This is a genomic window from Saccharothrix sp. HUAS TT1, from assembly GCF_040744945.1.
Lineage (GTDB): Bacteria > Actinomycetota > Actinomycetes > Mycobacteriales > Pseudonocardiaceae > Actinosynnema.
In genome coordinates this window covers 3,878,995-3,901,395 of record NZ_CP160453.1, presented here as the reverse complement: position 1 = coordinate 3,901,395, position 22,401 = coordinate 3,878,995, and the positions used below count along the sequence as shown (strand labels likewise).

Annotated in this window: 25 protein-coding genes and 1 pseudogene; 7 read left to right on the top strand and 19 right to left on the bottom strand. The window is 67.9% G+C overall.

Translation table 11 applies throughout. The annotated features are described in order from the left end of the window. Nucleotides 1–250: 250 nt before the first annotated feature. From AB0F89_RS19160 to shbA, 3 genes are all read right to left on the bottom strand, one after another. Nucleotides 251–2,320, bottom strand: a complete 2,070-nt coding sequence (locus tag AB0F89_RS19160; RefSeq protein ID WP_367138033.1) for a transglycosylase domain-containing protein — start codon at nucleotides 2,318–2,320, stop codon at nucleotides 251–253. Between the two features lie 374 nt (nucleotides 2,321–2,694). Then, nucleotides 2,695–3,759 (bottom strand): PfkB family carbohydrate kinase, encoded by a 1,065-nt coding sequence (locus AB0F89_RS19155; protein ID WP_367138031.1) that lies wholly within the window; start codon nucleotides 3,757–3,759, stop codon nucleotides 2,695–2,697. Nucleotides 3,760–3,781: 22 nt separating this feature from the next. After that, the gene (gene shbA, locus AB0F89_RS19150) at nucleotides 3,782–4,480 is read right to left on the bottom strand and encodes an RNA polymerase sigma factor ShbA (protein ID WP_367138029.1); all 699 of its coding nucleotides are present in this window, start codon (nucleotides 4,478–4,480) and stop codon (nucleotides 3,782–3,784) included. A 324-nt stretch (nucleotides 4,481–4,804) separates the two neighbouring features. Between shbA and AB0F89_RS19145 the strand changes: the two genes are divergently transcribed. The 3 genes from AB0F89_RS19145 to AB0F89_RS19135 are packed head-to-tail and all read left to right on the top strand — an operon-like array spanning nucleotide 4,805 to nucleotide 6,426. After that, complete coding sequence (locus tag AB0F89_RS19145) at nucleotides 4,805–5,632, top strand: alpha/beta fold hydrolase (protein WP_367138027.1); 828 nt, start codon at nucleotides 4,805–4,807, stop codon at nucleotides 5,630–5,632. A gap of 16 nt (nucleotides 5,633–5,648) precedes the next feature. Then, entirely contained in the window at nucleotides 5,649–5,855 is a 207-nt protein-coding gene (locus AB0F89_RS19140; RefSeq protein WP_367138025.1) for a helix-turn-helix transcriptional regulator, read from the top strand. A 4-nt stretch (nucleotides 5,856–5,859) separates the two neighbouring features. Continuing rightward, nucleotides 5,860–6,426: an NTP transferase domain-containing protein gene (locus AB0F89_RS19135; protein ID WP_367138023.1), complete on the top strand. Its 567-nt coding sequence runs from the start codon at nucleotides 5,860–5,862 to the stop codon at nucleotides 6,424–6,426. A gap of 78 nt (nucleotides 6,427–6,504) precedes the next feature. On the opposite strand, the gene AB0F89_RS19130 is transcribed toward AB0F89_RS19135, so the two are convergent. Both AB0F89_RS19130 and AB0F89_RS19125 read right to left on the bottom strand, forming a co-directional pair. Further along, a complete protein-coding gene (locus AB0F89_RS19130; RefSeq protein ID WP_367138021.1) occupies nucleotides 6,505–7,149 on the bottom strand; it encodes a hypothetical protein in 645 nt (214 codons plus the stop codon). A gap of 22 nt (nucleotides 7,150–7,171) precedes the next feature. Further along, on the bottom strand, nucleotides 7,172–8,002 hold the full coding sequence (locus AB0F89_RS19125; RefSeq protein ID WP_367138020.1) for a lysozyme: 831 nt from the start codon (nucleotides 8,000–8,002) through the stop codon (nucleotides 7,172–7,174). A gap of 292 nt (nucleotides 8,003–8,294) precedes the next feature. On the opposite strand from AB0F89_RS19125, the gene AB0F89_RS19120 reads away from it, so the two are divergent. The 4 genes from AB0F89_RS19120 to AB0F89_RS19105 all read left to right on the top strand — a co-directional run bounded on the left by AB0F89_RS19120 (nucleotide 8,295) and on the right by AB0F89_RS19105 (nucleotide 13,403). Next, nucleotides 8,295–8,672 (top strand): hypothetical protein, encoded by a 378-nt coding sequence (locus AB0F89_RS19120; RefSeq protein WP_367138018.1) that lies wholly within the window; start codon nucleotides 8,295–8,297, stop codon nucleotides 8,670–8,672. A gap of 120 nt (nucleotides 8,673–8,792) precedes the next feature. Continuing rightward, nucleotides 8,793–10,922, top strand: coding sequence for a transglycosylase domain-containing protein (locus AB0F89_RS19115; RefSeq protein ID WP_367138016.1), 2,130 nt, complete (start codon nucleotides 8,793–8,795; stop codon nucleotides 10,920–10,922). 122 nt (nucleotides 10,923–11,044) lie between these two features. Next, nucleotides 11,045–11,779 carry an SIS domain-containing protein gene (locus AB0F89_RS19110; protein WP_367138014.1) on the top strand — a complete coding sequence of 245 codons (735 nt, stop codon included), beginning with the start codon at nucleotides 11,045–11,047 and terminating at the stop codon, nucleotides 11,777–11,779. Between the two features lie 58 nt (nucleotides 11,780–11,837). Continuing rightward, nucleotides 11,838–13,403, top strand: coding sequence for a penicillin-binding transpeptidase domain-containing protein (locus AB0F89_RS19105; protein WP_367138012.1), 1,566 nt, complete (start codon nucleotides 11,838–11,840; stop codon nucleotides 13,401–13,403). Here the strand turns inward: AB0F89_RS19105 and AB0F89_RS19100 are convergent. The 14 genes and pseudogenes from AB0F89_RS19100 to thyX all read right to left on the bottom strand — a co-directional run. Then, nucleotides 13,400–13,894 (bottom strand): annotated as a pseudogene (locus tag AB0F89_RS19100) (ATP-binding cassette domain-containing protein); the annotation flags it as partial. The gene AB0F89_RS19105 and the pseudogene AB0F89_RS19100 sit on opposite strands and share 4 nt — an antisense overlap. Nucleotides 13,895–14,123: 229 nt before the next feature. Beyond that, nucleotides 14,124–14,435: a hypothetical protein gene (locus AB0F89_RS19095; protein ID WP_367138010.1), complete on the bottom strand. Its 312-nt coding sequence runs from the start codon at nucleotides 14,433–14,435 to the stop codon at nucleotides 14,124–14,126. Between the two features lie 1,574 nt (nucleotides 14,436–16,009). Beyond that, complete coding sequence (locus tag AB0F89_RS19090) at nucleotides 16,010–16,372, bottom strand: cytidine/deoxycytidylate deaminase family protein (RefSeq protein WP_367138008.1); 363 nt, start codon at nucleotides 16,370–16,372, stop codon at nucleotides 16,010–16,012. After that, nucleotides 16,362–16,541, bottom strand: coding sequence for a hypothetical protein (locus AB0F89_RS19085; RefSeq protein ID WP_367138006.1), 180 nt, complete (start codon nucleotides 16,539–16,541; stop codon nucleotides 16,362–16,364). The genes AB0F89_RS19090 and AB0F89_RS19085 overlap by 11 nt, the downstream gene beginning before the upstream one ends. Before the next feature lie 19 nt (nucleotides 16,542–16,560). After that, nucleotides 16,561–16,887, bottom strand: a complete 327-nt coding sequence (locus tag AB0F89_RS19080; protein ID WP_367138004.1) for a hypothetical protein — start codon at nucleotides 16,885–16,887, stop codon at nucleotides 16,561–16,563. Beyond that, nucleotides 16,874–17,398, bottom strand: coding sequence for a class I SAM-dependent methyltransferase (locus AB0F89_RS19075; protein ID WP_367138001.1), 525 nt, complete (start codon nucleotides 17,396–17,398; stop codon nucleotides 16,874–16,876). The genes AB0F89_RS19080 and AB0F89_RS19075 overlap by 14 nt, the downstream gene beginning before the upstream one ends. Then, the gene (locus AB0F89_RS19070) at nucleotides 17,398–17,586 is read right to left on the bottom strand and encodes a hypothetical protein (protein ID WP_367137999.1); all 189 of its coding nucleotides are present in this window, start codon (nucleotides 17,584–17,586) and stop codon (nucleotides 17,398–17,400) included. The genes AB0F89_RS19075 and AB0F89_RS19070 overlap by 1 nt, the downstream gene beginning before the upstream one ends. Beyond that, the gene (locus AB0F89_RS19065; RefSeq protein ID WP_367137997.1) at nucleotides 17,579–18,229 is read right to left on the bottom strand and encodes an RNA ligase family protein; all 651 of its coding nucleotides are present in this window, start codon (nucleotides 18,227–18,229) and stop codon (nucleotides 17,579–17,581) included. Before AB0F89_RS19065 ends, AB0F89_RS19070 begins: the two co-directional genes overlap by 8 nt. Then, nucleotides 18,226–18,594 (bottom strand): hypothetical protein, encoded by a 369-nt coding sequence (locus tag AB0F89_RS19060; RefSeq protein ID WP_367137995.1) that lies wholly within the window; start codon nucleotides 18,592–18,594, stop codon nucleotides 18,226–18,228. The genes AB0F89_RS19065 and AB0F89_RS19060 overlap by 4 nt, the downstream gene beginning before the upstream one ends. Next, complete coding sequence (locus AB0F89_RS19055) at nucleotides 18,581–18,922, bottom strand: hypothetical protein (RefSeq protein ID WP_367137993.1); 342 nt, start codon at nucleotides 18,920–18,922, stop codon at nucleotides 18,581–18,583. Before AB0F89_RS19055 ends, AB0F89_RS19060 begins: the two co-directional genes overlap by 14 nt. Before the next feature lie 13 nt (nucleotides 18,923–18,935). After that, nucleotides 18,936–20,744 (bottom strand): DNA polymerase, encoded by a 1,809-nt coding sequence (locus AB0F89_RS19050; protein WP_367137991.1) that lies wholly within the window; start codon nucleotides 20,742–20,744, stop codon nucleotides 18,936–18,938. A gap of 11 nt (nucleotides 20,745–20,755) precedes the next feature. After that, complete coding sequence (locus AB0F89_RS19045; protein ID WP_367137990.1) at nucleotides 20,756–21,022, bottom strand: hypothetical protein; 267 nt, start codon at nucleotides 21,020–21,022, stop codon at nucleotides 20,756–20,758. Next, complete coding sequence (locus tag AB0F89_RS19040; RefSeq protein ID WP_367137989.1) at nucleotides 21,009–21,674, bottom strand: DNA methylase; 666 nt, start codon at nucleotides 21,672–21,674, stop codon at nucleotides 21,009–21,011. Before AB0F89_RS19040 ends, AB0F89_RS19045 begins: the two co-directional genes overlap by 14 nt. Further along, nucleotides 21,671–22,399, bottom strand: coding sequence for an FAD-dependent thymidylate synthase (thyX, locus tag AB0F89_RS19035; protein WP_367137987.1), 729 nt, complete (start codon nucleotides 22,397–22,399; stop codon nucleotides 21,671–21,673). Before thyX ends, AB0F89_RS19040 begins: the two co-directional genes overlap by 4 nt. Nucleotides 22,400–22,401 lie beyond the last annotated feature (2 nt).

The following is a 22,401-nucleotide window of genomic DNA, read 5'->3' as shown; positions in this document are numbered from 1 at the left end:
TCCGGGGTGGCGGCGCTTTCGGGGAGCGCCGCCGTGTCCCTTTGGTGACCGAACCGTGACATGCGGCGGGGACCGTAACCCGATGTAACAAGAAAGGGCAAGCCTCTGCGCAACTGCTGCGCCTTTTTGGTGACATAAACCACTGATCGTCACTCAGCGTATTGACGTACTGATGAGTTCCGTATCAGGTCGTTATATAAGCGCAGGTCAGCAGCGTTCTGCGGGGTGGCGCGAGACCGACGGATCGCGGTTACCGGAACCGCGGGTCGACCGGCGGCAGGCCCTCCGGCGGCAGCCCCTCGTGGATCACCTTCATGGTGTTGAACCACGTCGGAGCGGCCACCTGACCACCGAAGACACCGCCGGCGTCGTTGTTGCCGCACAGCCTGGGCGGGGTGCCGCTGCAGATCACCTGGGGCGCCGACCCGTCGGTGAACGTCATGACCGCGCCGGCGAACTGCGGGGTGGCCCCGATGAACGCGACGGAGTGGTGGTTCTCGGTGGTGCCGGTCTTGCCGATCGTCGGCCGGGTCCAGCCCGCCGAGCCCGCCGCGCCGGCGGCCGTGCCACCCGGCTTGGTGTCCGCGCTCATGCCGGTGGCCAGCGCGGCGGCGACCTCGGGCGCGACGGCCTGGTCGCACGGCGCCTCGGTCAGCGGCACGGGCTTGCCGTTGCGGTCGACCACGCTCTCCACCGGCGTCGGCGGGCACCACTTGCCGCCGCCCACGATCGTCGCCGACACGTTCGCCAGCTCCAGGACGCTGGTCGGGCCCGCGCCGAGGGTGAACGAACCGCTGTTGTCCCGCTTGTACACGTCGCCCTGGGACGGGCCGTTGGAGCCGTCGGCCTTGAGCGGGTCGCCGGACGAGTCGACGCCCTGCATCGACTCGCGCAGGCCCAGCCGGTAGGCCATGTCCACCACGTTGTTCAGCCCGGCCTTCTCCTCCAGGATGATGAACGCGGTGTTCGGCGACTGCGCCAGCGCGTCGGTCAGCGTCATCTTCTCCGGGTACGGGCCCGCGTTCTTGACCGTGTACGGCTTGTTGCCGTTCTTGTACACCCTGGAGGTGTACTCCTTCGGCACGTCGATCTGCTTGTCGATGCCGGTGACACCGCGCTCCAGCGCCGACGCGGCGGTGAACACCTTGTAGATCGAGCCCGCGCCGAACTTGGTCACCTCGGCCGGGATGGAGTAGGCGCTCTGCCCGGCGTCGGCGTTGTTGCCGAAGTCGCGGTTGGCGGCCAGCGCCCGCACCCGGTGCTTGTCCGCGCCCGGCTGCACCACGGCCATCGCGTTGGCCACGCCCGGCTGGGTCTTCGGCACCTGGCCCTCGGCCGCCGCCTTGGCCGCCCGGGTGGCGACCGGGTCCATCGTGGTGGTGATCGTGTACCCGCCGCGCTTCAGCTCGTCCACCGACAGGCCGGCCTTGTCCAGGTAGTCGATCAGGTAGCGGCAGAAGAAGCCGTAGACCGGGCCGTCGCCCGCGCCGACGCAGCCGTTGGGCAGCAGCTTCAGGTCGGGCACGACGCCGATGTCGGCGGCCTTGTACTCGGCGGCCTTCTCCTCGGCGACCCGCGTGTCCGGCCCGAACGCGCCGTTGTCGCGCATCCGCTCGATCACGGTGTTGCGGCGGTTGATCGCGGCGTCCACGTCGGAGCCCGGGTTGAGCCTGCTCGGCTCGTTGACCAGGCCGGCCAGCATCGCGGCCTGCGGCACGGTCAGCTTGTCCGGGGTGGTGTCGAAGTAGGTGCGGGCCGCCGCGCCGACGCCGAACGCGCCGTTGCCGAACGGGACGACGTTCAGGTAGGCGGTGAGGATCTCGTCCTTGCTCATCTTCTGCTCTAGCTGGGTCGCGATCCGGGCCTCGCTGATCTTGCGGCCCAGCGTCACCTCGGTCGCCTTCTCGTACGCCTCCTCGGAACCCTTGCCGACCACGAAGGCGAGGTAGTTCTTGACGTACTGCTGGGTGAGCGTCGAGGCGCCCTGGCTCGCGCCGCCGTCGACGCCCGCCTTGGCCGCGGCGCGGGCGATGCCCTGCCAGTCGACGCCCTTGTGCTCGAAGAACCGCTTGTCCTCGATCGCGATGATCGCGGCCTTCATGGTGTCCGAGATGCCCTCGGACGGCACCGGGATGCGGTACTGGTCATAGAGGTAGGCGATCGGCTGGCCGTGCATGTCCAGCACGGTCGTCACGAGCGGCAGCTCGGCCTTGGTCAGCTCACCGGAGGTCTGGTCCACCGTGTCCGCGGCCCGGTTGGACGCCAGCCCGAGGCCGCCCACCACCGGGAACAGCACCGCCGCGACGAGCACACCCGCCATCAGGCACAACCCCACCAACTTGACCAGACCTGTCGCGCGCGCGGCGAACACTGAGCCAACAACCCCTTCCGGACCAACCCCGCTGGAACCCCCACTGACTAAGTCGCGCGAGGACCGCCGCGGGTTGCTCGGCGAGGAGCAGGAGTTCGCACCGCGATCTTCGACGACGGCTGTCGAAGTTACTCCTGCCCGCCGGAGCCGCTGGTCAAACCCCACTGGGCCGGACGGCGGAGCCCGCCAGGCACGAAAAGGTGATCAGCCTCACCCCTGCCGGGAGGGTTCGGGAGTGGTTGTGGCGAGTGCCGAGCGGGGCGGGGCGGGGCTGGGCGGGCGTGATCGCGGCGAGCGGCGGGCGGGGTGGGGCGGGGCGGGGTTCAGTCGTGGGCGCGCAGCCGGATGGTGGCGCTGGCCCGCCGCACCTCGGCCCCGGTCCGCGTCGGCAGCACGTCCTCCAGGAACCCGTACTCCCGCAGCTCCTCGTCCGGCCGCCGCGACACCGTCCGCCACCACGTCGCGATGTCCACCCACCCCGGCGCCGACAGCGACCCGCCGAAGTGCTGCACCGACAGCGCGGCGCACAGGTTCGCGAACCGCACCCGGTGCGCCAACGGCCACCCGGCCAGCGTCCCCAGCACGAACCCCGCCCCGAACACGTCGCCGGCGCCGGTCGAGTCCAGCGGCGCGACGTGCAGGCCCGGCACGTCCACCACCTCGCCGGTGGTCGAGTCGACCGCCACCGCTCCCCCACCGCCGCGCGTCACCACCACCACGGGCACGTGCTCGGCCAACGCCACCGCGGCGCGCTCCGGCGTGTCGCACCGCGTGTACCGCTGCGCTTCGGCGTCGTTGGGCAGGAACACGTCGTACTGCTCCAACCGGCGCAGCAGCTCGGGCGCCCACAGCTCGGTCCGGTCCCACCCGACGTCGGCGAACAGCAGCGCGCCCTGCGCCTTCGCCTGCGTCACCCACCGCTCGTCCTCCGGCCCGACGTGCACGAAGCACGCGCGCGTGCGCGGCGGCGGGTCCAGCATCTCGTCGGCCGACACCGGCGGCCGGTGGCCGTGCGTCACCATCGAGCGGTCGCGGTCCATCGCCATCGACACCGTCACCGGCGAGTGCCAGCCGTAGAACCGGCGGCAGTGGGTGAGGTCGACGCCCTCCTGCTCGGCCAGCACCTCCCAGCAGAAGTCGCCGTAGACGTCCTCGCCGAACGCGGCGGACAGCGCGGTCCGCAGCTGCAGCCTGGTCAGTGCCACGGCCAGGTTCGCGATGCCGCCCGGGCACGACCCCAGCCCCTCGGCCCACACCTCCGTGCCCGGCGCGGGCGACCGGGGCAGGCCGGTGAAGATGATGTCCAGGAACACCGTCCCGGACAGCAGCACGTCGAAGGCCGGCGACCCGGCGGGCGGTGACGGATCGAGCGGTGACGTGGCGGCCATGGCCACACGATGCCAGGCGGGATCAGCCGTCGACAGCCGCGAAGAGCTCGCGCATTCGGGCCAGCGCACGGTGCTGCGCGACGCGCACCGCGCCGGGGGTCGAGCCGACGGCCGCGGCCGTCTCCTCCGCCGACAGCCCCACCGCGACCCTGAGCACCAGGATCTCCCGCTGCCGGTCGGGGAGCTTGCGCAGCAGCTGGGTGACGTGCCCGATCATCTCGCCGGTCATCGCCCGCTGCTCCGGGCCGTCCTCCAGGGCGGGGGTGTCGGGCAGTTCGGGCACGACCTCGGCGCGGCTGCGCACGGCCCGTCTTCGCGCGTCGGCGACCTTGTGCGCGGCGATGCCGTAGACGAAGGCCAGGAACGAGCCGGGTTCGTACTGGTACTTGCCGAGCGCCGAGACCACGGCCAGGCAGACCTCCTGCGCGATGTCCTCGGCCGAGACGAGCGTGCGCTCGCGCGAGCCGACCCTGGCCCGGCAGTAGCGCAGCACCAGCGGCTGGATGCGGGCCAGCAGCGGGCCGACCGCGCGCGCGTCGCCCCGCAGCGCCTGGTCGACCAGTTCGGACAGCTCGGCCTCGGCCAGCCACCGGGAGGTCACCCGGTCCGGGCCGTCGCCGACGACCAACCTGACTTCGGGGCGTCCGGGCACGTCCTCGTCGTCGCGGGCCGCGCCGACCCCCACCTCGACGTCGGCTCGCACGGATGCGTGCTGCACCATCCGGCGACCTCCTCACGACTCGTCAACCTCCGGCCCACCCCGGCTCACTGATGAGGAGCGAGCAGTGGCGCTCCTGATACCGGCGGGGCCAAAGCTGACCACGTTCGGCGTCCGCATGGTGGGAACAGCACCCGACCGCGACTCCGGATGAGCCGTTCGGCCGAGTGCGGCGCCACCGCTGCCTCACCCCGGCGAACGGCGGGACACCCGGGTGGCCCATCCGGGGGACCGCTTCGGAGCAACCGGGCGCGGAACCCGGCCGGCAGCGCGCGAGAATGCGCACCGGACGCGTGGACCGGTCGAGGGATGGGACTGACGAGCACCGTGATCGAACAGCTGAGCGTGCGGACCGACGAGGGCGACTTCGACGCGATCGCGGCGGGGCCCGAGGACGGCAGGCCGGTGCTGCTGCTGCACGGCTTCCCGGAGGCCGCCGTCGAGTGGGAGCACCAGGTGGCGGTGCTCGGCCGGGAGGGCTTCCGAGCGGTGGCGTTCGACCAGCGCGGCTACTCCCCCGGCGTGCGGCCGGAGCGCGCCGCCGACTACGGGGTGGACGCGCTGGTCGGCGACGTGCTCGCGGTGGCGGACTCGTTCGGCTGGTCGGTGTTCGACCTGGTCGGCCACGACTGGGGCGGCGCGGTGGCCTGGTGGACGGCGTGCGACCACCCGGAGCGGCTGCGCAAGCTGGCCGTGGTGTCCACGCCGCACCCCGGCGCGTTCGGCGAGGCGCTGCGCACCGACGAGGACCAGCACCTGCGGTCCGGGTACATGACGGACTGGCGCAACAGCAACACCGAGCAGCGGATGCTCGCCGACGACGCGGCGGCGTTGCGGCAGATGTTCGAGTGGCGGGTGCCGCCGAGCCGGGTCGAGGAGTACGTGCGGCGGCTGACCGAGCCGGGCGCGCTGACCGCCGCGCTGAACTGGTACCGCGCCGGGCGGCCGGGCGGGAAGGCCGGGAAGGTGTCGGTGCCCACCCTGTACGTGTGGAGCACCGAGGACGTGGCGTTCGGCTCGACGGCGGCGTTGAGCACCGGCGACTGGGTCACCGGCCCGTACCGGTTCGAGATGCTGGAGGACGTGTCGCACTGGGTGCCGGAGGAGGCGCCGGAGGTGCTGGCGGCGCTGCTCCTGGAGCACCTCTCGCCGTGATTGAACCGTTGCCGCGGTGCGGCACGTGTTCTCGCTCATGACGGAGTTGACCTACTCGGAGCGCCGGGTCGCGACCCTCGCCGCGTGCGGCCACAGCAACCGGACGATCGCGCTGCGGCTGCACATCACCGTGAGCACGGTCGAGCAACACCTGACCAGGGTCTACCGGAAGCTGGCGGTGGCCGGCCGGGCGGAGCTGGAGGGGCACGAAGCCCTAGTGTGAGGGCGTGCGGGTCGCGGGGTTGCTGCTGGCGGCGGGCGCCGGGCGGCGGTTCGGCGGCCCCAAGGCGCTGGTGGCGCACGGCGGCGTGCCGTGGGTCGACCGGGCCGCCGCGGTGCTGCGCGACGGCGGCTGCTCGCCGGTCGTCGTGGTGCTCGGCGCGTCGGCGGCGGTGGTGCGCGCGCGGGCGTCGTTGACCGGCTGCGCCGTGGTGGACAACGCCGACTGGGCCACCGGCATGGGCTCGTCGCTGCGCGCCGGGCTGGCCGCGCTGGCCGGCGCGGACGTCGACGCGGTGGTCGTCCTGCCCGTGGACACGCCGGGCGTCACGGCGGCGGCGGTCGAGCGGTTCCGGGCGCTGGCCTCGCCCTCGGCGCTGGCGCGCGCCTCGTACCGCGGCGCGCCCGGCCACCCCGTGCTGATCGGCTCCGGGCACTGGGCGGACGTGTCGGCGGCGGCGGTCGGCGACGCCGGCGCGCGCGGCTACCTGCGCGAGCACGGCGCGCTCGACGTCCCGTGCGAGGACGTGGCCGACGGCGCCGACGTCGACCGCCCGGAGGACCTGGCGCCCTGACCCGGGCTCCGCGACGCCGACGGCTCCGGGCCGACCGCGGCGCCGCCGTCCCGACCCGCTCGCCGTCACGCCCGGCGGTCACGCCGTTGTCGGGCGCTGCTCCTCGGCCTCCGCCTGCACCACCGGCAGCGGGCCGGAGATGATCCGCTGGCCCGGCAGGTCCAGTCGCGGCTCGGGCTCGGGGGGCCGGCGGTCCGGGGCGTCGTCCTGGCCGGCCGTCAGGGCGCGCGCCTGCGCGGTCGCCACCCGCACGATCTCGCGGGCCCGCTGCTCGGCCTCGGCGAGCCGGCGCTGCGTCTCCTGCTCGGTCTCGTCCAGCAGCACGGCCTGCTGCCGCGCCACCTCCTCGGCCCGCTTGAGCATCTGCTCGCTGCGCTCGCGGGCGTCGGTCTCGAACGCGTCGGCCTTCTGCCTGGCCACGTGCATCAGGTAGCGGATGCACCCGGAGACGGCGTTGTCCTTGGCGTAGCCGGCGTGCAGCACCCGGTACTCCCCCAGCTCGCTGCGCGCCTCCTCCAGCTCGCGCATCAGGTCGTCGGCGGTGGCCACCGCGGCGTCCCGGTCCAGCCGGAGCACGTCCAGCTCCTCCCCCAGCCGGGTCGCCTCGTCGTGCAGCCGGGTGACCTCGCGCCACGCGCGGGCCAGCTCCGCGTCCACCTCTCGCCGGTCGTAGCCGCGCCACCGCACGGGGAAGGGGTTGCCCTGGGACTTGTCGTTGTGCATGGCTGCCGCCGTTCCGGACGACTCAGCCCCGGGCCAGCGCCACGAGGTCGTCCACAGTGCCGTTGAAGAGGTTCTGGTCGATCGGGGTGGACGAGTGCTGCCAGATCGCGTGGCCCGCCCACGGGTGCGGCAACTGGCCGATGCTCTCGGCGTACCGGGCCACCCACACCGGGTTCGTCGCGGTGAAGTCGCCGAGGCCGCCGGTGCACATGTCCCACCACGACGTCGACGTGTAGATCACCGGCCAGCGCCCGGTGCGGGCCTGGTAGGTCTCGCTGAACTGGCGGATCCAGGTCACCATCGCCTCGGGCGCGAGCCCGTAGCACTTGTCCTCGCCGTACGGGTTGTACTCGACGTCGAGGGCGCCGGGCAGCGTCGCGCCGTCCGCGGACCACGCGCCGCCGTGGTCCACGAAGTAGTTGGCCTGCGTCGCGCCGTCCGACACGTCGGGCAGCGCGAAGTGGTACGCGCCGCGGACCATGCCGACCTGGTAGGAGCCGTCGTACTGCTGGTCGTAGTAGGGGTTGACGTAGCCGGTGCCCTCGGTGGCCTTGACGTAGGAGAACCTCATGCCCTGGCCCCACCAGTGCGCCCAGTCCACGTCGCCCTGGTGGCTGCTGACGTCCATGCCGGGCACGGTGGGCCCGTCGACCTGGAGGTCCGCCGCGTCGACCGGCGTCACGCCCTCGTGCTTGGCGATCTGCGAACCGGCGGCGTGGTCGACGTGCTCCACGCGCGGCACGCCGGCGTCGGGCGGGGATGCGGTGGCGCCGACGTGCGGCGCGGCCAGGCAGGCCAGCGCCACCGCGGCCGCGGTCGTGCGGGTCAGCCACCTCTGGGATCGCGCCGACATCGGACTTCCTCCCCTCTCCGCCCGCGTCGGCGGAGCCGTGCCCTGGCTGCGACTGCCGGCCGCGGTCGGCGGCCGGGACTTGCGCTGATCGGCTACCACCACGGCGGCCGGGACAACCTGGAGAAGCTTTTTCCACCTGATCGAATGACAGAACACTTCTTTTCAGGCACGACACGTGACCAGCCGGCGCGCGTCCGTGACGATCAATTCGACGTCACCTGGTAAAGCCGGCATGAAGTGACACTGACGAGGGCATTCACCGGATGAGCGTGAACCACGGAAGGTGAGAATCATGATCTCGACGCCAGTGGATTGGGAGCCGTTCATCGAATCACTGCACGAGGCGGCCGGGCTGTGGGACCGCGGCCTGGCCTGCCGGGCCAGTCGGCAGGACCTGGACGAGGAGGTCGACACCGACCCGCCGCGGGTCGTGCCGATCACCGAGGCCGAGGCCGAGCGCCTGATGAGGGCGGTCGCGTTCCTCGCCAGGCGGCTGAGCGTGGCCGCCGAGTGCGTCGTCTACGTGACCGCCGAGTCGCGGCTGGAGTCGACCGGGGGCGACCCGGCGGCCCAGGCGGACGCGCTGTCGCTGACCGCGCTGCACGCCGCCGCGATGCGGCACGCAGCCGATCTCGCCAGCGCCGCCTTCAACCGGTCGGAAGCCGCCTGAAAACGTTCACGAAAGGGTGAACAACAGCGCGTCAAACGCCGAGGTGCGATTATCCCGACGTTGCAGTGAACCCCGATCACCCCGCGTTTCCCACTTCGGCACGAGCGGAACTCAACGACCATGCGCACCGCAGTCCTCGTCAAACTCATGGGCCTCTGCCTCGTCGCCGGGTTGCTGCTCGCCGGGGTCGCGCTGCCGGTGGTGGCCGCGGCCGGCCTGGTGTCCAACCGGGTGAGCGACCAGGTCGCCGCGACGTCGGTCAGCATGATGGAGACGCCGCCGCCGCTGATGACGACCATCACCGACAAGGACGGCGTCCCGTTCGCCTACCTCTACGACCAGTACCGCGTGCTCACGCCGCCGGACAAGCTGCCGCAGGTGATGAAGGACGCGCTGATCTCGGCCGAGGACCGCCGGTTCTACGAGCACGAGGGCGTCGACTGGCTGGCGACCGTGCGGGCGGCGCTGCGCAACCAGTCCGAGGGCAGCACCACCCAGGGCGCGTCCACGCTCACGCAGCAGTACGTGAAGAACCACCTCGTGCACGTGCTGGAGCGGGAGGACATCGGCGGGCAGAAGGAGGCCCAGGAGCAGACGATCGCCCGCAAGCTGCGCGAGGCGCGGATCGCCATGCACGTCGAGGCGCAGCTGGACAAGGACGAGATCCTGTCGCGCTACCTGGACGTGGTGCCGTTCGGCGGCACGATCTACGGCATCACGGCGGCGTCGCAGGCGTACTTCGCCACCACGCCGGACCAGCTGACCGTGCCGCAGGCCGCGATGCTCGCCGGCATGGTCAACAGCCCGACGTTCCTGGACCCGGAGTCCCGGCCGGACAAGGCGGTCGAGCGGCGCAACATGGTCATCGACCTGATGGCGGAGAACGACCGGCTCTCGCGCGAGCAGGCCGAGGCGCACAAGCGCGCGCCGCTGGGGCTGGCCTCGCCGGTGCGCCCGCTGCCCACCGGGTGCGTCGGCTCGGGCGTGGAGTTCGGGTTCTTCTGCTCGTACGTGATCAACCACCTGACCGCCAACGGCTACTCGCTCAACGAGCTGAAGATCGGCGGCTACACCATCCAGACGACCCTGGACCGGACGATCACGCAGCAGGCCAAGCAGGCCGCCGAGGCGCAGGTGCCGAAGACGACGGAGGGCATCGCGAACACGGCGGCGGTCGTGCGGCCGGGCAAGGAGCGGCACGAGGTCGCGGCGCTGGTGGCCAACCGCGACTACGGGCTGAAGAAGGAGGAGTTCCAGACGCAGTTCGACCTGCCGAGCGCGGTGGAGAACAAGTTCGGCGCGGGGTCGGTGTACAAGGTGTTCACCGCCGCGGCGGCGCTGGAGAAGGGGTACGGGATCGAGACCGTCATCGACTCGCCGACCTCGTACAGCTCGCGCGTGTTCCTCGGCGGCGCGCCGAGCTGTCCCGGCGCCGGCGAGCCGAACACGTACTGGTACTGCCTGAGCAACCACGACGGCAGCTACCCGCCCAGGATGACGATGACCGAGGCGCTGGCGACCTCGCCGAACACCGCGTTCGTGATCCTGGAGGAGAAGGTCGGGCTGGACGCGGTGGTCGACATGGCGTCCCGGCTGGGGATGCGCGAGACGATGACGACGAACATCGCGGGCATCGCGCCGGACCCGAAGTCGAAGCAGAAGGAACTGCGGGTGTCGCAGGCGGAGTTCTACAAGTCGGCGGGCAACGCGTCGTTCACCCTGGGCCCCGCGCCGACCAGCACGCTGGAGCTGGCGAACGTGGCCGCGACGCTGGCGTCGGGTGGCACGTGGTGCCGCCCGACGCCGATCGTGAAGGTCACCGACCGGCACGGCAAGGACGTCGGGTTCACCGAGCCGCCGTGCGAGCAGGTGGTCGAGGAGCCGCTGGCGAACGCGCTGGCGGTCGGCCTGAGCCACGACGACCAGGAGCGGGGCACGGCCGCCGCGGCGGCCAAGGAGTTCGGCTGGACGCGGCCGGCGCTGGGCAAGACCGGCACGACGGAGGAGTACAAGTCGGCGGCGTTCATCGGCGCGACGCCGGACCTCGCGGGCGCCGTGCAGGTGTTCAACGACGGCACGTCGCCGCGCGGCATCTGCGTGAACGCCGGGCCGCCGCGGCTGTGCGCGGAAGGCGACATCTACGGCGGCACCCTGCCCGCGAAGACGTGGTTCGACTTCATGTCGAAGGCGCACGCGAACCTGCCGGAGAAGCCACTGCCCGCCGTGGAGCCGCGCTACCGCAGGCCCTGACAACCCCCGGTGTTCGCCCGAACACAGCAATTTCCAGTGGTCGACTCCCTGGCGGCCGGTGGGACGATCCGGTAGGACTGTGGGTCACCCGCACCGTTTGGTATAGACCACTGGAGGATCGCATGACGACCGAGCCCGACTCCGACTACGGCGACGTCGTGCGCAACCACCTGGCCAGGGTGGAGCAGCAGAACGAGGCCGCGCTGGACGACGTGGCCGAGCTGGTGCTGGCGACCGTCCGCGCGGACGGCATGGTGCTCGCGGCGGGCGCGGGCCACTCCCTGGCCGCGGTGGCCGAGACGTTCTACCGGGCGGGCGGCCTGGCCTGCGTGCGCCCGGTCTACCACCCGGAGCTGCTGCCGATGCACGGCGCGGTGAGCAGCACGGCCGCCGAGCGCCGCTCCGGCCTGGCCGCCGAGGTGCTGCGCGAGGCGGGCCCGGCCGCGCACGACGTGCTGTTCGTCTTCTCCACCTCGGGCGTGAACCCGTACCCGGTGGAGCTGGCGATGCTCGCCGCGAACGCCGGGTGCCCCGTGGTCGCCGTGACGTCGGTGGCGGCGAGCGCGCTCGCGCCGCGCCGGGCGGGCACGACCCTCGCCGAGAACGCCACCGTGGTGCTGGACAACCTGGTCCCGCTCGGCGACGCGACCTACCCGGCGGAGAGCCCGGTCACCGCCGCGGTGTCCACGATCGCGACCGCGTTCCTGTGGAACCTGCTGATGGTCCGGCTGTTCGACAAGGCCGCCGAGGCTGGCGTGGCGCTGCCGCTGTGGCGCAGCGCGAACGTCGAGGGCGGCGACACGGCCAACGCCGACCTGCTGCGCAAGTACCAGACCAGGGTGCCCCAGCTCGGGTGAACCGTTTTCACAGATTCTCCACGCGGTCGGGTTAGCCTCCGGTCGCGAGGGGGTTTTCGTGAATCGGAGAACGAAGCGCTGGGTGCTGACCGGCGGTGGTGTGGTGGCGGTCGCGGTGGTCGTCGCGGGGGTGCTCGTGCTGTGGCCGGCCGACGACCCGGCCCGGAGCTCGCCCCAGCGGGACGCTCCGGGCGTCGTCGCGCAGCGGTTCGTCACCGCGATGACGTCCGGCCTGGCGGGACAGGCCGCCGCCACCACCGACGCGGCGGACGCCGCGGGCGCCGCCATCACCCGTGTCCGGCAGGGCCTGCCGGGGGCGGCGTTCAAGGCGCAGCTCGGCCGGCTGCCGCAGGTCGGCGAGGGTGTCACCACGGCGTCGGTGGACGCCGACGTGACCTGGACGCTGCCCGGCGGCGCGCCGGTCGGGTACCCGGTCGAGATCGAACTGCGGCTGGTGGACGACCAGTGGCGGGTGCGCTGGACGCCCGCCCTGCTCCACCCGCGACTGACTGAGGGCCAGAGCCTGGCCTACACGACGACGTCCGGCGACGGCGCGCTGCTCGACCGCGGCGGTCAGCCGGTGCCAGAGGGCTTCGCGCCGGTGGTGATGGACTCCGTGCGGCAGGCCGTCGGCACGGTGAGCGGCACGCCGGGGTGGCGGTTCTCGATCGTGGACGCCGCCGGCGCGCCGGTCACCGTGCTCCAGGAGCAGCAGGCGGAGGCCGCGCCGACGATGACGGTCACGCTCGACCCGGCGACGCAGGCCGCCGCGCAGGCCGCGGTCGACCAGGTCGGCCAGGCGGCCGTGCTGGTGGCGATCCAGCCCTCCAGCGGCGACATCCTCGCGGTGGCGCAGAACGCGACCGCCGGGCGCGACCCGCTCGCGCTCTACGGCCACTACGAGCCGGGGTCGACGTTCAAGGTCGTCACCGCCACGGCGGCGCTGACCAACGGCCTGGCGACCGCCGACACCCCGGTGGAGTGCCCGGGCAAGGCGACCATCGGCACCCGGCAGATCACCAACGAGGACTCGTTCGAGCTGGGCACGGTGCCGCTGCACCGGGCGTTCGCGGCGTCCTGCAACACCAGCTTCAGCCGGTTGGCGGCGTCGATGCCGGCGACCGCGCTGCCCGACGCCGCCTCGTACTTCGGGCTGACGTCGGACTTCACCGTCGCGGGCATCACCACGAACACCGGCAAGGTCCCGCCGGCCGACTCGGTGCCGGCCAGGGTGGAGGCGGGCATCGGCCAGGGCCGGGTGCAGGCGACGCCGTTCGGCATGGCGCTGGTGGCGGCCACCGTCGCCAACGGCCGCACGCCGGTGCCGCGGCTGATCCGGGAGGTCGAGACCGGGGGCGAGCAGCCGCCGCCGCTGCCCGGCGGGGTGGCGGGCGCGCTGCGCTCGATGATGGGCGAGGTCGTCACCGGCGGCACGGCGCGCGAACTCGCCCGCTACGGCGCGGTGCGCGGCAAGACCGGCACCGCGCAGTTCGGCGACGGCTCCCGGTCGCACGGGTGGTTCATCGGCTACCGGGGCGACCTGGCGTTCTCCGTGCTGGTGGTGGACGGCGGCTCGTCCAAGGTCGCGGTGGCCGCCACCGGCGCGTTCCTGGGCGGGCTCTAGGCGGCGGTCCCGGCGGGCGCGTCGTCGAACTGGGTCCGGTACAGCTCGGCGTAGCGCCCGTCGGCCGCCAGCAGCCCGGTGTGCGTGCCGCGCTCGACCACCCGCCCGTCCTCCACGACCAGGATCTGGTCGGCCGCCCGGATGGTGGACAGCCGGTGCGCGATCACCAGCGCGGTCCGGCCGCGCAACGCCTCGGTCAGCGCGACCTGCACCGCCGCCTCCGACTCGGAGTCCAGGTGGGCGGTCGCCTCGTCCAGGATCACCACCCGCGGCCGGGCCAGCAGCAGGCGGGCGATGGTGAGCCGCTGCCGCTCACCGCCGGACAGCCGGTAGCCGCGCTCGCCCACCACCGTGTCGAGGCCGTCGGGCAGCGCGGCGATCAGCTGGTCCAGGCGGGCGCGGCGCAGCGAGTCCCACAGGTCGTCCTCGGTGGCGTCGGGCCGCGGGTAGGTCAGGTTGGCGCGGATCGTGTCGTGGAACAGGTGGTCGTTACAGGTGGTTTTACAACACTGCTGACCAGCGTAAACGTGCTCGGGCCGCAGTGATCTGAGTCCGGACGTGCGCCGGTACGTCACCCTCCGGGGTCAGCCAGCTCCAACCCCCGGCGCACCCCAAGCACAGGGCTAACCAGGCTTCGATGTACCGGGCCTCTGCGTACTCGATGACGTGCCGATGTTCGCCCGCGCTCACGCTTCCATCCAATCGCTTCGCTAGCGGGGCCTAGGCCATCGCCCGCCCCAGGTTCTTGATCTCATCGCAGAGGAGCGGCCAGTCGTCGGCATGGACGAAGTCCACGTCAAGACACACGTCGAAGCCCACGTCAAAGCCTTCATGGGCAGGAGGGGCTATTAGAGCCCCGATGAGTGGAACCGCTTCTGGCTCGATCTCGATCAATTGCAAGATCAAACCGAACGACCGGAGGATGCTCAGGTCGTCATCACCCAAGATCACCTCGCCCTTGATCACCTGCTGTGCCAGTGTGCACAGCTCGTCACGACTACGCCGCCTGATGCACTCCACCGTCACCCGCATGACTAGAAGATTAGATCCATTCGTCGTAAATTCAAGAGATGACCAGTGACGGAGCGTGCATCACCCACTTGCAGCAGTACGCCACACGAGCAGAGGCACTGGCCGCCAGGGCAGCCGCAGGGCTGCATCCACGCCAACCGGCCGACCCGAACAGGCCACGCGAAGACGGCGTGGCCTGGTGCGATCTGTGCGGCCACTACCACGCAGCGATACCGCAGCCCAGGAAAGACGATCACCCATCCGAGTGACCTACTAGCGGACTACGGTCTGTCAGTGACAGACTGCCCAACGTGGCCGAGACCAAATCCGGCGAAACCGCAGAGATCACCAAGGGCAGGGTATGAGCTGTACGGGCTCTGGAACGACCTTAATTGCGACTCCAGGACGGGAAGGGCACCTAAGCCCAACCACATGCGGCGGCTGTTCGAGCTGTCAGAGCGAACAGACCACGACCACGACCGAACCAGCAAGGTAGGCCCGACTTACCGACATGGCTACCTGTGGTTTTTGCTTCGGAGTGAAAGGCGGCTGCGACAGGTGTGATCACACTGGCGAAGCCCCGAACATCGTGAACCCCGAGACGTTCAAACACAAGACGAACGGAACCCCTCCGCGACACACAGGCGACAACGACGAGAAGCTCAACGCCAAGCCAATCGATCCCCCGAAGGAAACATGAGCACCATCTACTGAGATGGCCTGCGACGGAATCGGTAAGTCCTTCTACAACGACCACGTCAACAATCCGAGGAACAGGTTAGTGGGAGCAGACGAGAACTGGACGCCTCAAGAGGCTGCGGGCCACGACCGCATGAAGCACGTCCTGGAAGTCATAACGAGTGATCCACAAAGCGGCGTCAAGCCCGAAAGCATCGCTCGGGCGAAAGAGGCGGTGCAGTGGAGCGATGATCACGGTGTAGGCGAAGGCGGACCTCGAACCACGAGGTAGCCTTTAGGGCGTTTCGCGGTCAGGTTGAGCGGGTATGGTGGCTGGGGAGATCCCAGTCCGGGAGCGTCGGATTGCGCTCCCCATCCGGACCGCAGCCCTCCGCAACGGGCGCGACGGATGTATCATGAAACAAACCGCTCCCAGGTCGTGAAACGCAGAAAGCCCCCCTCCGACTGAGACCGGGTCTCGGTTAGAGGGGGGCCTTCCGTTTGTTCAGAACATGCGGTTCATCCCGCGATTGATGCACCACACGATGTAGCCGGGCAGCCATGCGCCGGCCGTGCAAAGGACCAGCAACAGGTGTTGCTTGTGTCCCCACTTCTTCTTGCTCGATCTGCGCTTCCGGCCCATGTCTACCTCCCGATGTGCATGGTACGTCAGCGCGGTCTTAATAACACCCTATGCGGGCCTCTCACCGGGGTGACCTCCCCTCAACGGAGGGAAGTATTCTTAGCCCCTTGGAATGAGAAGGTCAAGGGCTTTTTGCCCGCCGGCGGGACAGGTTCAAACGAGGTACGCAGAGTAAGTGATCCACTACATTGGCAGGGGTCACTCCTTCGGCTCATTATCGTTGCAGGAGGACTACCCACAGTCGTTCCAGTCCTCGGGATGCCCGTAGCGCTCCTCAAGCCGGGATGACGACTCGGGCAACCCCTGCGGCTTCGATGAGCTTCCAACAGCCTTCGCAGGGCTTCCGCGTGAGGTAGAGCGTAGAGCCTGGAAGGTCCGCACGATCGCAGTACAGCAATGCGTTAGCTTCCGCATGGACCGCAACACAGTTGGAATAATCCGATCCCGGAGTACATCCACTAGTGCGGCGAGGGCAGGCATCACAGCCTGGTTGACCCGCTGGCGCTCCATTGAATCCACTTGCTCTGATCCTCCGATCCTGTACGACGACAGCCCCAACCTTGTCCCGCTCGCAGTCGGAGCGGGCGGCTACGGCCTGAGCGATACCGAGGAAATAGCTGTCCCAGTCAGGTCGCATCGGCCACCAGGTCAAGCACGTTCAGCAGTACCGCCGATCCCCGAAGCCCATCGCGGAAGCGCTTGACTCGGAACTTCAGAAGCAAGCTGAAGTCCGTGCCACGCAGGTACGACACGAGTTCGTACTTGCGCGTGAACACCTCAATGGCTCCCTTGTCACCGTTCTCCACGACGTAGACATAGCCTGTGCTACTCATCGGTGTCCTTGTCCCAGTTCTGCGGCGTCGGCTTGGTCAGCGCCTCGTAAAGCTCTTCGGCCTTCTCCCAGCCGACCACCGCGACGAGCTTCTTCAGCTCCTCCGGATGGTCGGTCTCCAAGACGATCTGCCAGTCTCTCGTGTCGATTTCCTGGATCGACATCACTTCCTTGCCGGACGAGATTGCGCGGTCCCAATCGATCCGAACCGAATCCCATTCGACGTAGTCACACATGACCTCGGGAACCCGCGGCCTACTCAACGGCTCCCGGGGAACCAAGGAGATCCGTTTGACGTACTCGTACTTACTCGTCACCATCCTCCTTCCTCCACCAGAAGACGCCTAGCGTGCTGCCTTCCAGCGCTTCGCAGTGATCCATCAGTTCGAGCATGTCCTTGAACGACCACTGGTGTAGATGAGCCTCGTAGGGATTGCCGAACACGGTCCCCTGCGGCGAATGCACGATGGGCAGAGAAACGAGGATGTTGCTGAACCGCTCCTTCAGGTAAGCGATCAGCTCTCGCGCGTCATTCTCGGTCAGGTGCTCGACAACGTCACCGAGGATGACCAGGTCCCGTGACCCTACGGGATCAAAACTGAAGTCCATGACATCCGAGACGAAGACCTGGTGATACTTCGCGTCCAGGTCGTACGCCTCAATGTAGGGCTCCCAGATTTCGACCGCGTAGAACCACGTGAACGGAAGGTAGGGGCGCAGAAGAGTGGAGTAGGTACCGGCCCCCGGACCCACGTCCCACAGTCGGAACGGAGCCAGCGCAAGGACGCGCTCCTTACTCCACTCTTTCCCCTCTGCGTCGGAGAACGGCACTAGTCGTCCAGATCGGCAGACTGCTCGTAGAGCGCTCGAAGGTGGTCTTGGTGCTCGGGGATGACATTCACCCACACCAGGTACTCACCTCCGTTGACCACGGCCCAATCGCCGTGTACGGCAGTGACCTCGCCTCGATCGATCACATAGACAAGATCGCCGGGCTTCAGCGCTCGGAACTCAGACAAGGGTCACCACCTTCAGGGGCTTTTCCCACTTGTGAGCGTCGTCGTCTTCCAGCAGGATCTTGTACTTCTGCTGGGACTCCCGATGCCACACGATGATTCCCTCTGCCCGCTTCCTTCGATCGGGCCAGAGATCGGGCATCGCCTCTGCGGCCCCTTCGACTCGCGACCCGCTGACCCAGAGGTCATCGATCAGATCGGGAATCGTGTAGTAATGGGCAGGCCCGTCACGCTGCTCGTCGTAGAGCACGGGGACATGCCCAAGGCCGTCCACCTGCTCAAGCTTCTCGGAGTTCTCAGGGCGTGCCCAGTGCCAGGTGTTGAAGAGGGCAAAGCGCTTGCCTTCGATCCCGAGAGGGTTCTTCTGGATGCCCTCACCGAACCACTCGCCGTAGTGGTATCCCCACCCGAGTGCATCGGTCAAAGCACCAGCGTTGTCGTACACCCATCGGGCGAAGCCGAAGTTGTCATCGTCCGGGGTGATGAGCCGCTTGCGCGACTGCGCTCGAACCACTCCGTCATAGATGATGACGCACCCGTTCGTGCCGTCGATCTTCTCGGTGACGTGCAGGCCCTTGTGGAAGCGCGGGGTGGAACCCCACTTCACGAAGTGGCCCATCGTGTTTTCCTTCTCGGTCGTGGTCACTTGACCTTCCCCTCACGCCGAAGCGCCGCAAGGGTGGAGTACAGGTGAGCAACCTCTTCCTTGACCCGAGGAAGCTTCTCCTCGGCCCGGTAGCCGTCCAGGAATTCGGAGCCAACCCGTTCGTTGATGAACGAGCCGAGCTTGACGCGGTCTCCGGTCTCCAGACTTTCGAGCGATCGGTAATCCTCGAAGGGAGAGGGGCACGAGCAGCCGGAATCGGTGGCCCAATAGAGCTTGCCTTCAGCGTCGTACCACACAACCATGAAGTCGAACTGGTACGAGTCGTCATCCCAGTGCACTTCGGCCACCGAGGTCAGCCCGAACTTCTCGGGCTGGTTGTACGGGTCTGGGTCATACCAACCCATCGGAAATCCACCTTCCGTTGTCGTCAACCTCGTAGAAGTTGTGGGGAGGCCCGCAGCATTCGCAGCCATCGGCGTAGGCCGATTCCCCGGTGATTGCCTCGAACTCAGCGATTGCCACGCCCACTGACGGGACGCCCCGCCGGGTTGCCCGATGGGCAAGTCCGCCAAGGAAGCGCTCGCCATCGGAATCGGAGTCCGTCCACCAGCCCTTCGGGCGGTCCTTTTCCCATTCCACTTCCCAGCCAGCGGCTTCAAGCGCCTTCCAGTTCTCATCGGTGAGCCACCAGTACCCACCGGAATTGTTCGAGCTGTAGTGCACATTGACCATTGGTTCCCCTTCTTTACGCGGCTGCTCCGTACAGGGAGCCCCATGACCGCATTCCAACTTCCGCGTCCGTGTCGATCAGGACCGGACCCATTTGTTCGCGCATGATTCGCGCGATGTTCCGTGCACCCCTCGCCGCGTGCTTCTCAGGAAGAGAGACAACGACTTCGTCATGAACCGGCAGGCGGATGTACGGCGTGTATCCGGCCTCGTGCAATCGAATGAGGGCACGGCAGGTGACGTCCCTACTGGTGCTCTGCACCATGTAGTTCAGGGCGCTGTACGCCCTATCCGAGTCCACCGGCAACCGACGACCCGAAGGCGTCGTGATGAACCCATCCCGTTGAGCCTGCTTCGCCAGGAAGCGCGAGTAGGCCGTGACGTTCGGATACCTGTGGTCGAACGCGTCAACCACTCGCTTGGCAGTGAGGTAGTCCAGGCCCGTCTGTTTCGAGACGGTTCCAGCACCACCGCCGTAGACCCGGCCGAAGTTCACGGTCTTCGCGTACTTCCGCTCAGGGCTGTCCTTGGTGATGTGTGCTCCGAAGGCGGCTTGCGCCGTCATCAAGTGCAAATCGGCACCATCAAGGAAAGCCTGGATCATCGTTGTGTCCTTGGACAGGGCGGCAAGAACCCGGAGTTCCTGTGCCTGGTAGTCAACGGACCCGATGAGATGTCCAGGGTCAGCGATGAAGCAACGCCGGATGATCCAGTCGTTCGCGGGGAGGGTCTGTGCCGGAATCCCCGTGATACTCATGCGGCCTGTGCGGGCTTGCAGGGTGTTGATGCTCGGGTGACAGCGCCCGTGCTCGTCCACCGTGTCAAGGAAGGTTTCGACCCAAGTGGTTCTCCACTTGCCTGCACGCTTGGCGTCGATAACCGCCCGCGCGAACTCGTCTCCTTCGGTCGCCAGGGATTCGAGTAGGTCTTTATCTACCTTCCGCTTGCCTGTTGGAGTTCGGCCGCGGATGCGCCGACCTCGGAACTCCAACACATCGGCTACTTGTTCGGTGCTATTGACATTCTCACAACCGAACGACTTCGCAATCTCCTTTGCTGCTGCCTCTTCGCCTTGGAGCTTGGCCGAGAGGTCTAGGGCATAGTCGATGTCGAGCAGGAAGCCTGTTCGTTCCATGTAGGAACAGATTTCGGCAACCTTGTGCTCGAACGCGATCAACGGCTTGGCCGATGTAGGAACCAAGGGAAGTTCCGCTCGGAGCACCCGGGCGGCTTCGATCGGGTCCATTCCCGCGTACAGGTTGTACTCAGGGTGGTCCAGGTCGATCTTCTCGAAGATGCGGGACTTGGTTGTCTTGTGCTCTTTGGCGAGCTTGGTCATCAGACCCTTGACGCTGTCGGCTAGGTCAACGTCGATGTAGTGCCGAATGAGGTCTTCCAGGCTTGCCCCGATCCCGCCCCGCTCAAAGGGCCGCGGATCGATGAGCTTTGCGATTAGCTGAGTGTCCGTGACCTTGGGCCACAATTCCTCTAGCTTCACGTCGTAGTGGCGGTCAAACGCCAAGAGGTCGTGCATTCCGTTCTGGAAGATCAAACGCTCAGCACCTCTGAGCGCCTTCACGGCATCCTCTACGTACGCACTTCCCCGCTCGACAGGCAGCACCCATGATTCGTTCGGCGTGCCGAACTGCACCAGGCGCATTCTGTGTTTGCCTGAGTAGATGTCCAGGCCGGTAGATTCGGAGTCGCAGGCGAGAGCCTTGAGGTTCGCCCGAATGAAATCACGGAACGCTGGTAGGTCGTCTTCCGTTTCAACTCGATTGATGGTGACTTCGTCACCCGCGACCCTGTACTTCAGGGTGCGCAATCAGACTCCGATCAGACTTCGCTCAAGGTTCGCAGCGTGGCCTTCAGCTCTTGCAGCTCGACTTCTGCGTCTCGCCATAGTTCGCGGAAGCCCTCGGCGCGGAAGTCGGTGATCTGTGCCGACGTGAAGGCCACGCCCGCCATGATCCACCAGATTGAGGGCTTGTCTCCGATGTACTTCGGGAACTTCTTCGGCTTGTTCCCGTGCTCTCGCATCCAGGCTTCGAACATCTCCTGGGCGAGGATTCCTTGAGCCGAACTCCTGTCAACTCGTTCCACTAAGCGCCTCCATCAGGTACTTGCCGATGTAATGCGTGTACGCCCTCGGGATTGCCTGAACGACGACCTCCTTCGGAAGCTTTACGCCCATCACCCTTTGCGCGTCGGACAGGGGGAACTTGACGCCCCGGTTCTTGTCGGGCCTGCCGTACTCCCGGAAGGCGCTCCGCTCGGGCGGAAGGTTCCCGTAGACGCCCGCGACCTTCCGGCCTGCGCAGGTGCACTTGGGCTGAGGCACCGCGAACCCCTCCAGCTCGAAGAGTCGGTGGCGCTTGAGCAGGTAGCCGCTTGACACGAGGTCGAAGTGAGACCCGCACAGCTTGAGGTCTGGTCTTACGGGAGACCCAACTACGTTCTCCATCACCCACGGACGGCCGGCCAGGAACAATGCCTCACGCGTCGGGCCTACCAGGTCAGGGTGTCTGTCGTGGTCTGCCGTGATGGAGCTGTACGCCTGGCACGGGGGCGAAGCGTGGACGGCGTCGTACTCGTGCCCGTGCTCCTGGACGTACTCCAGGGCGTTCCCTTGGACGAAGTTCCCTGGGTAGTACGCCGAGTGGTCCTTGAGGTCCACACCGGTCACTTCGAACCCGGCATCGATGTAACCTGCGGCGGCACCGCCCCCGCCGCAGTAGAGATCGAGCAGCCTCACGAGTAGGGCTCCTCTGGGATGTCCTGGACAGAGTGCGGCGCGATCTCGCGAAGGTGGTTGAGCACTTCGCCCGCGAACTGACGAATCTCAGCATCCGCGGCGGCATGGAAACGCTTCTTGATGACCCACCGCCAGGCCCGGATGTTTCCGGTTACAACGATTCGGGTCTCTGTGGCGTTGGGCATTACCGATCGAGCCGCTTCGCGGGCCTTCTTTCGGGTCATTCCCTTGCCGTGCAGATAACTCACCAGATCCGCGTAGACGTACCTGACGAACTGGTACAGCTCTTCCGTAGCGCCTCGGACACCACTGGCGCGTGTCTTGTCCTCGGTGAGGAATTCGTCCCAGTGTTCGGCTAGTGCCGGGGCCGTGACGAACTGTGCCCCTTCGACATTCACGAACCTCTGACTCAATTCGCTGAACGATAGGTGTCTGTGCCGGATGAGTTCGTGCGTCAACGCGCGAGATACACCGGTGACGTAGAAGGTGACACTCGCGTGCTCAAGGACGGACTCATGCTCTTGGTTCAGGATGTTCGCGAGGTAATCGCGGTTGGCCTCGGTAGCGGGATTGGGCTTGTGGAAGGACTGGTAGCAGGAACGCCCTGCGAACTCGGCCAGAGCATCGGCTTCGGTCGAGTCAAGGTCGTACTCCATCCACTCTTCGATGTCATAGTGCGCGAGCCCTCCCACAAGGCTTGTGTAAGCGATGGGGGTTACCTTCATTG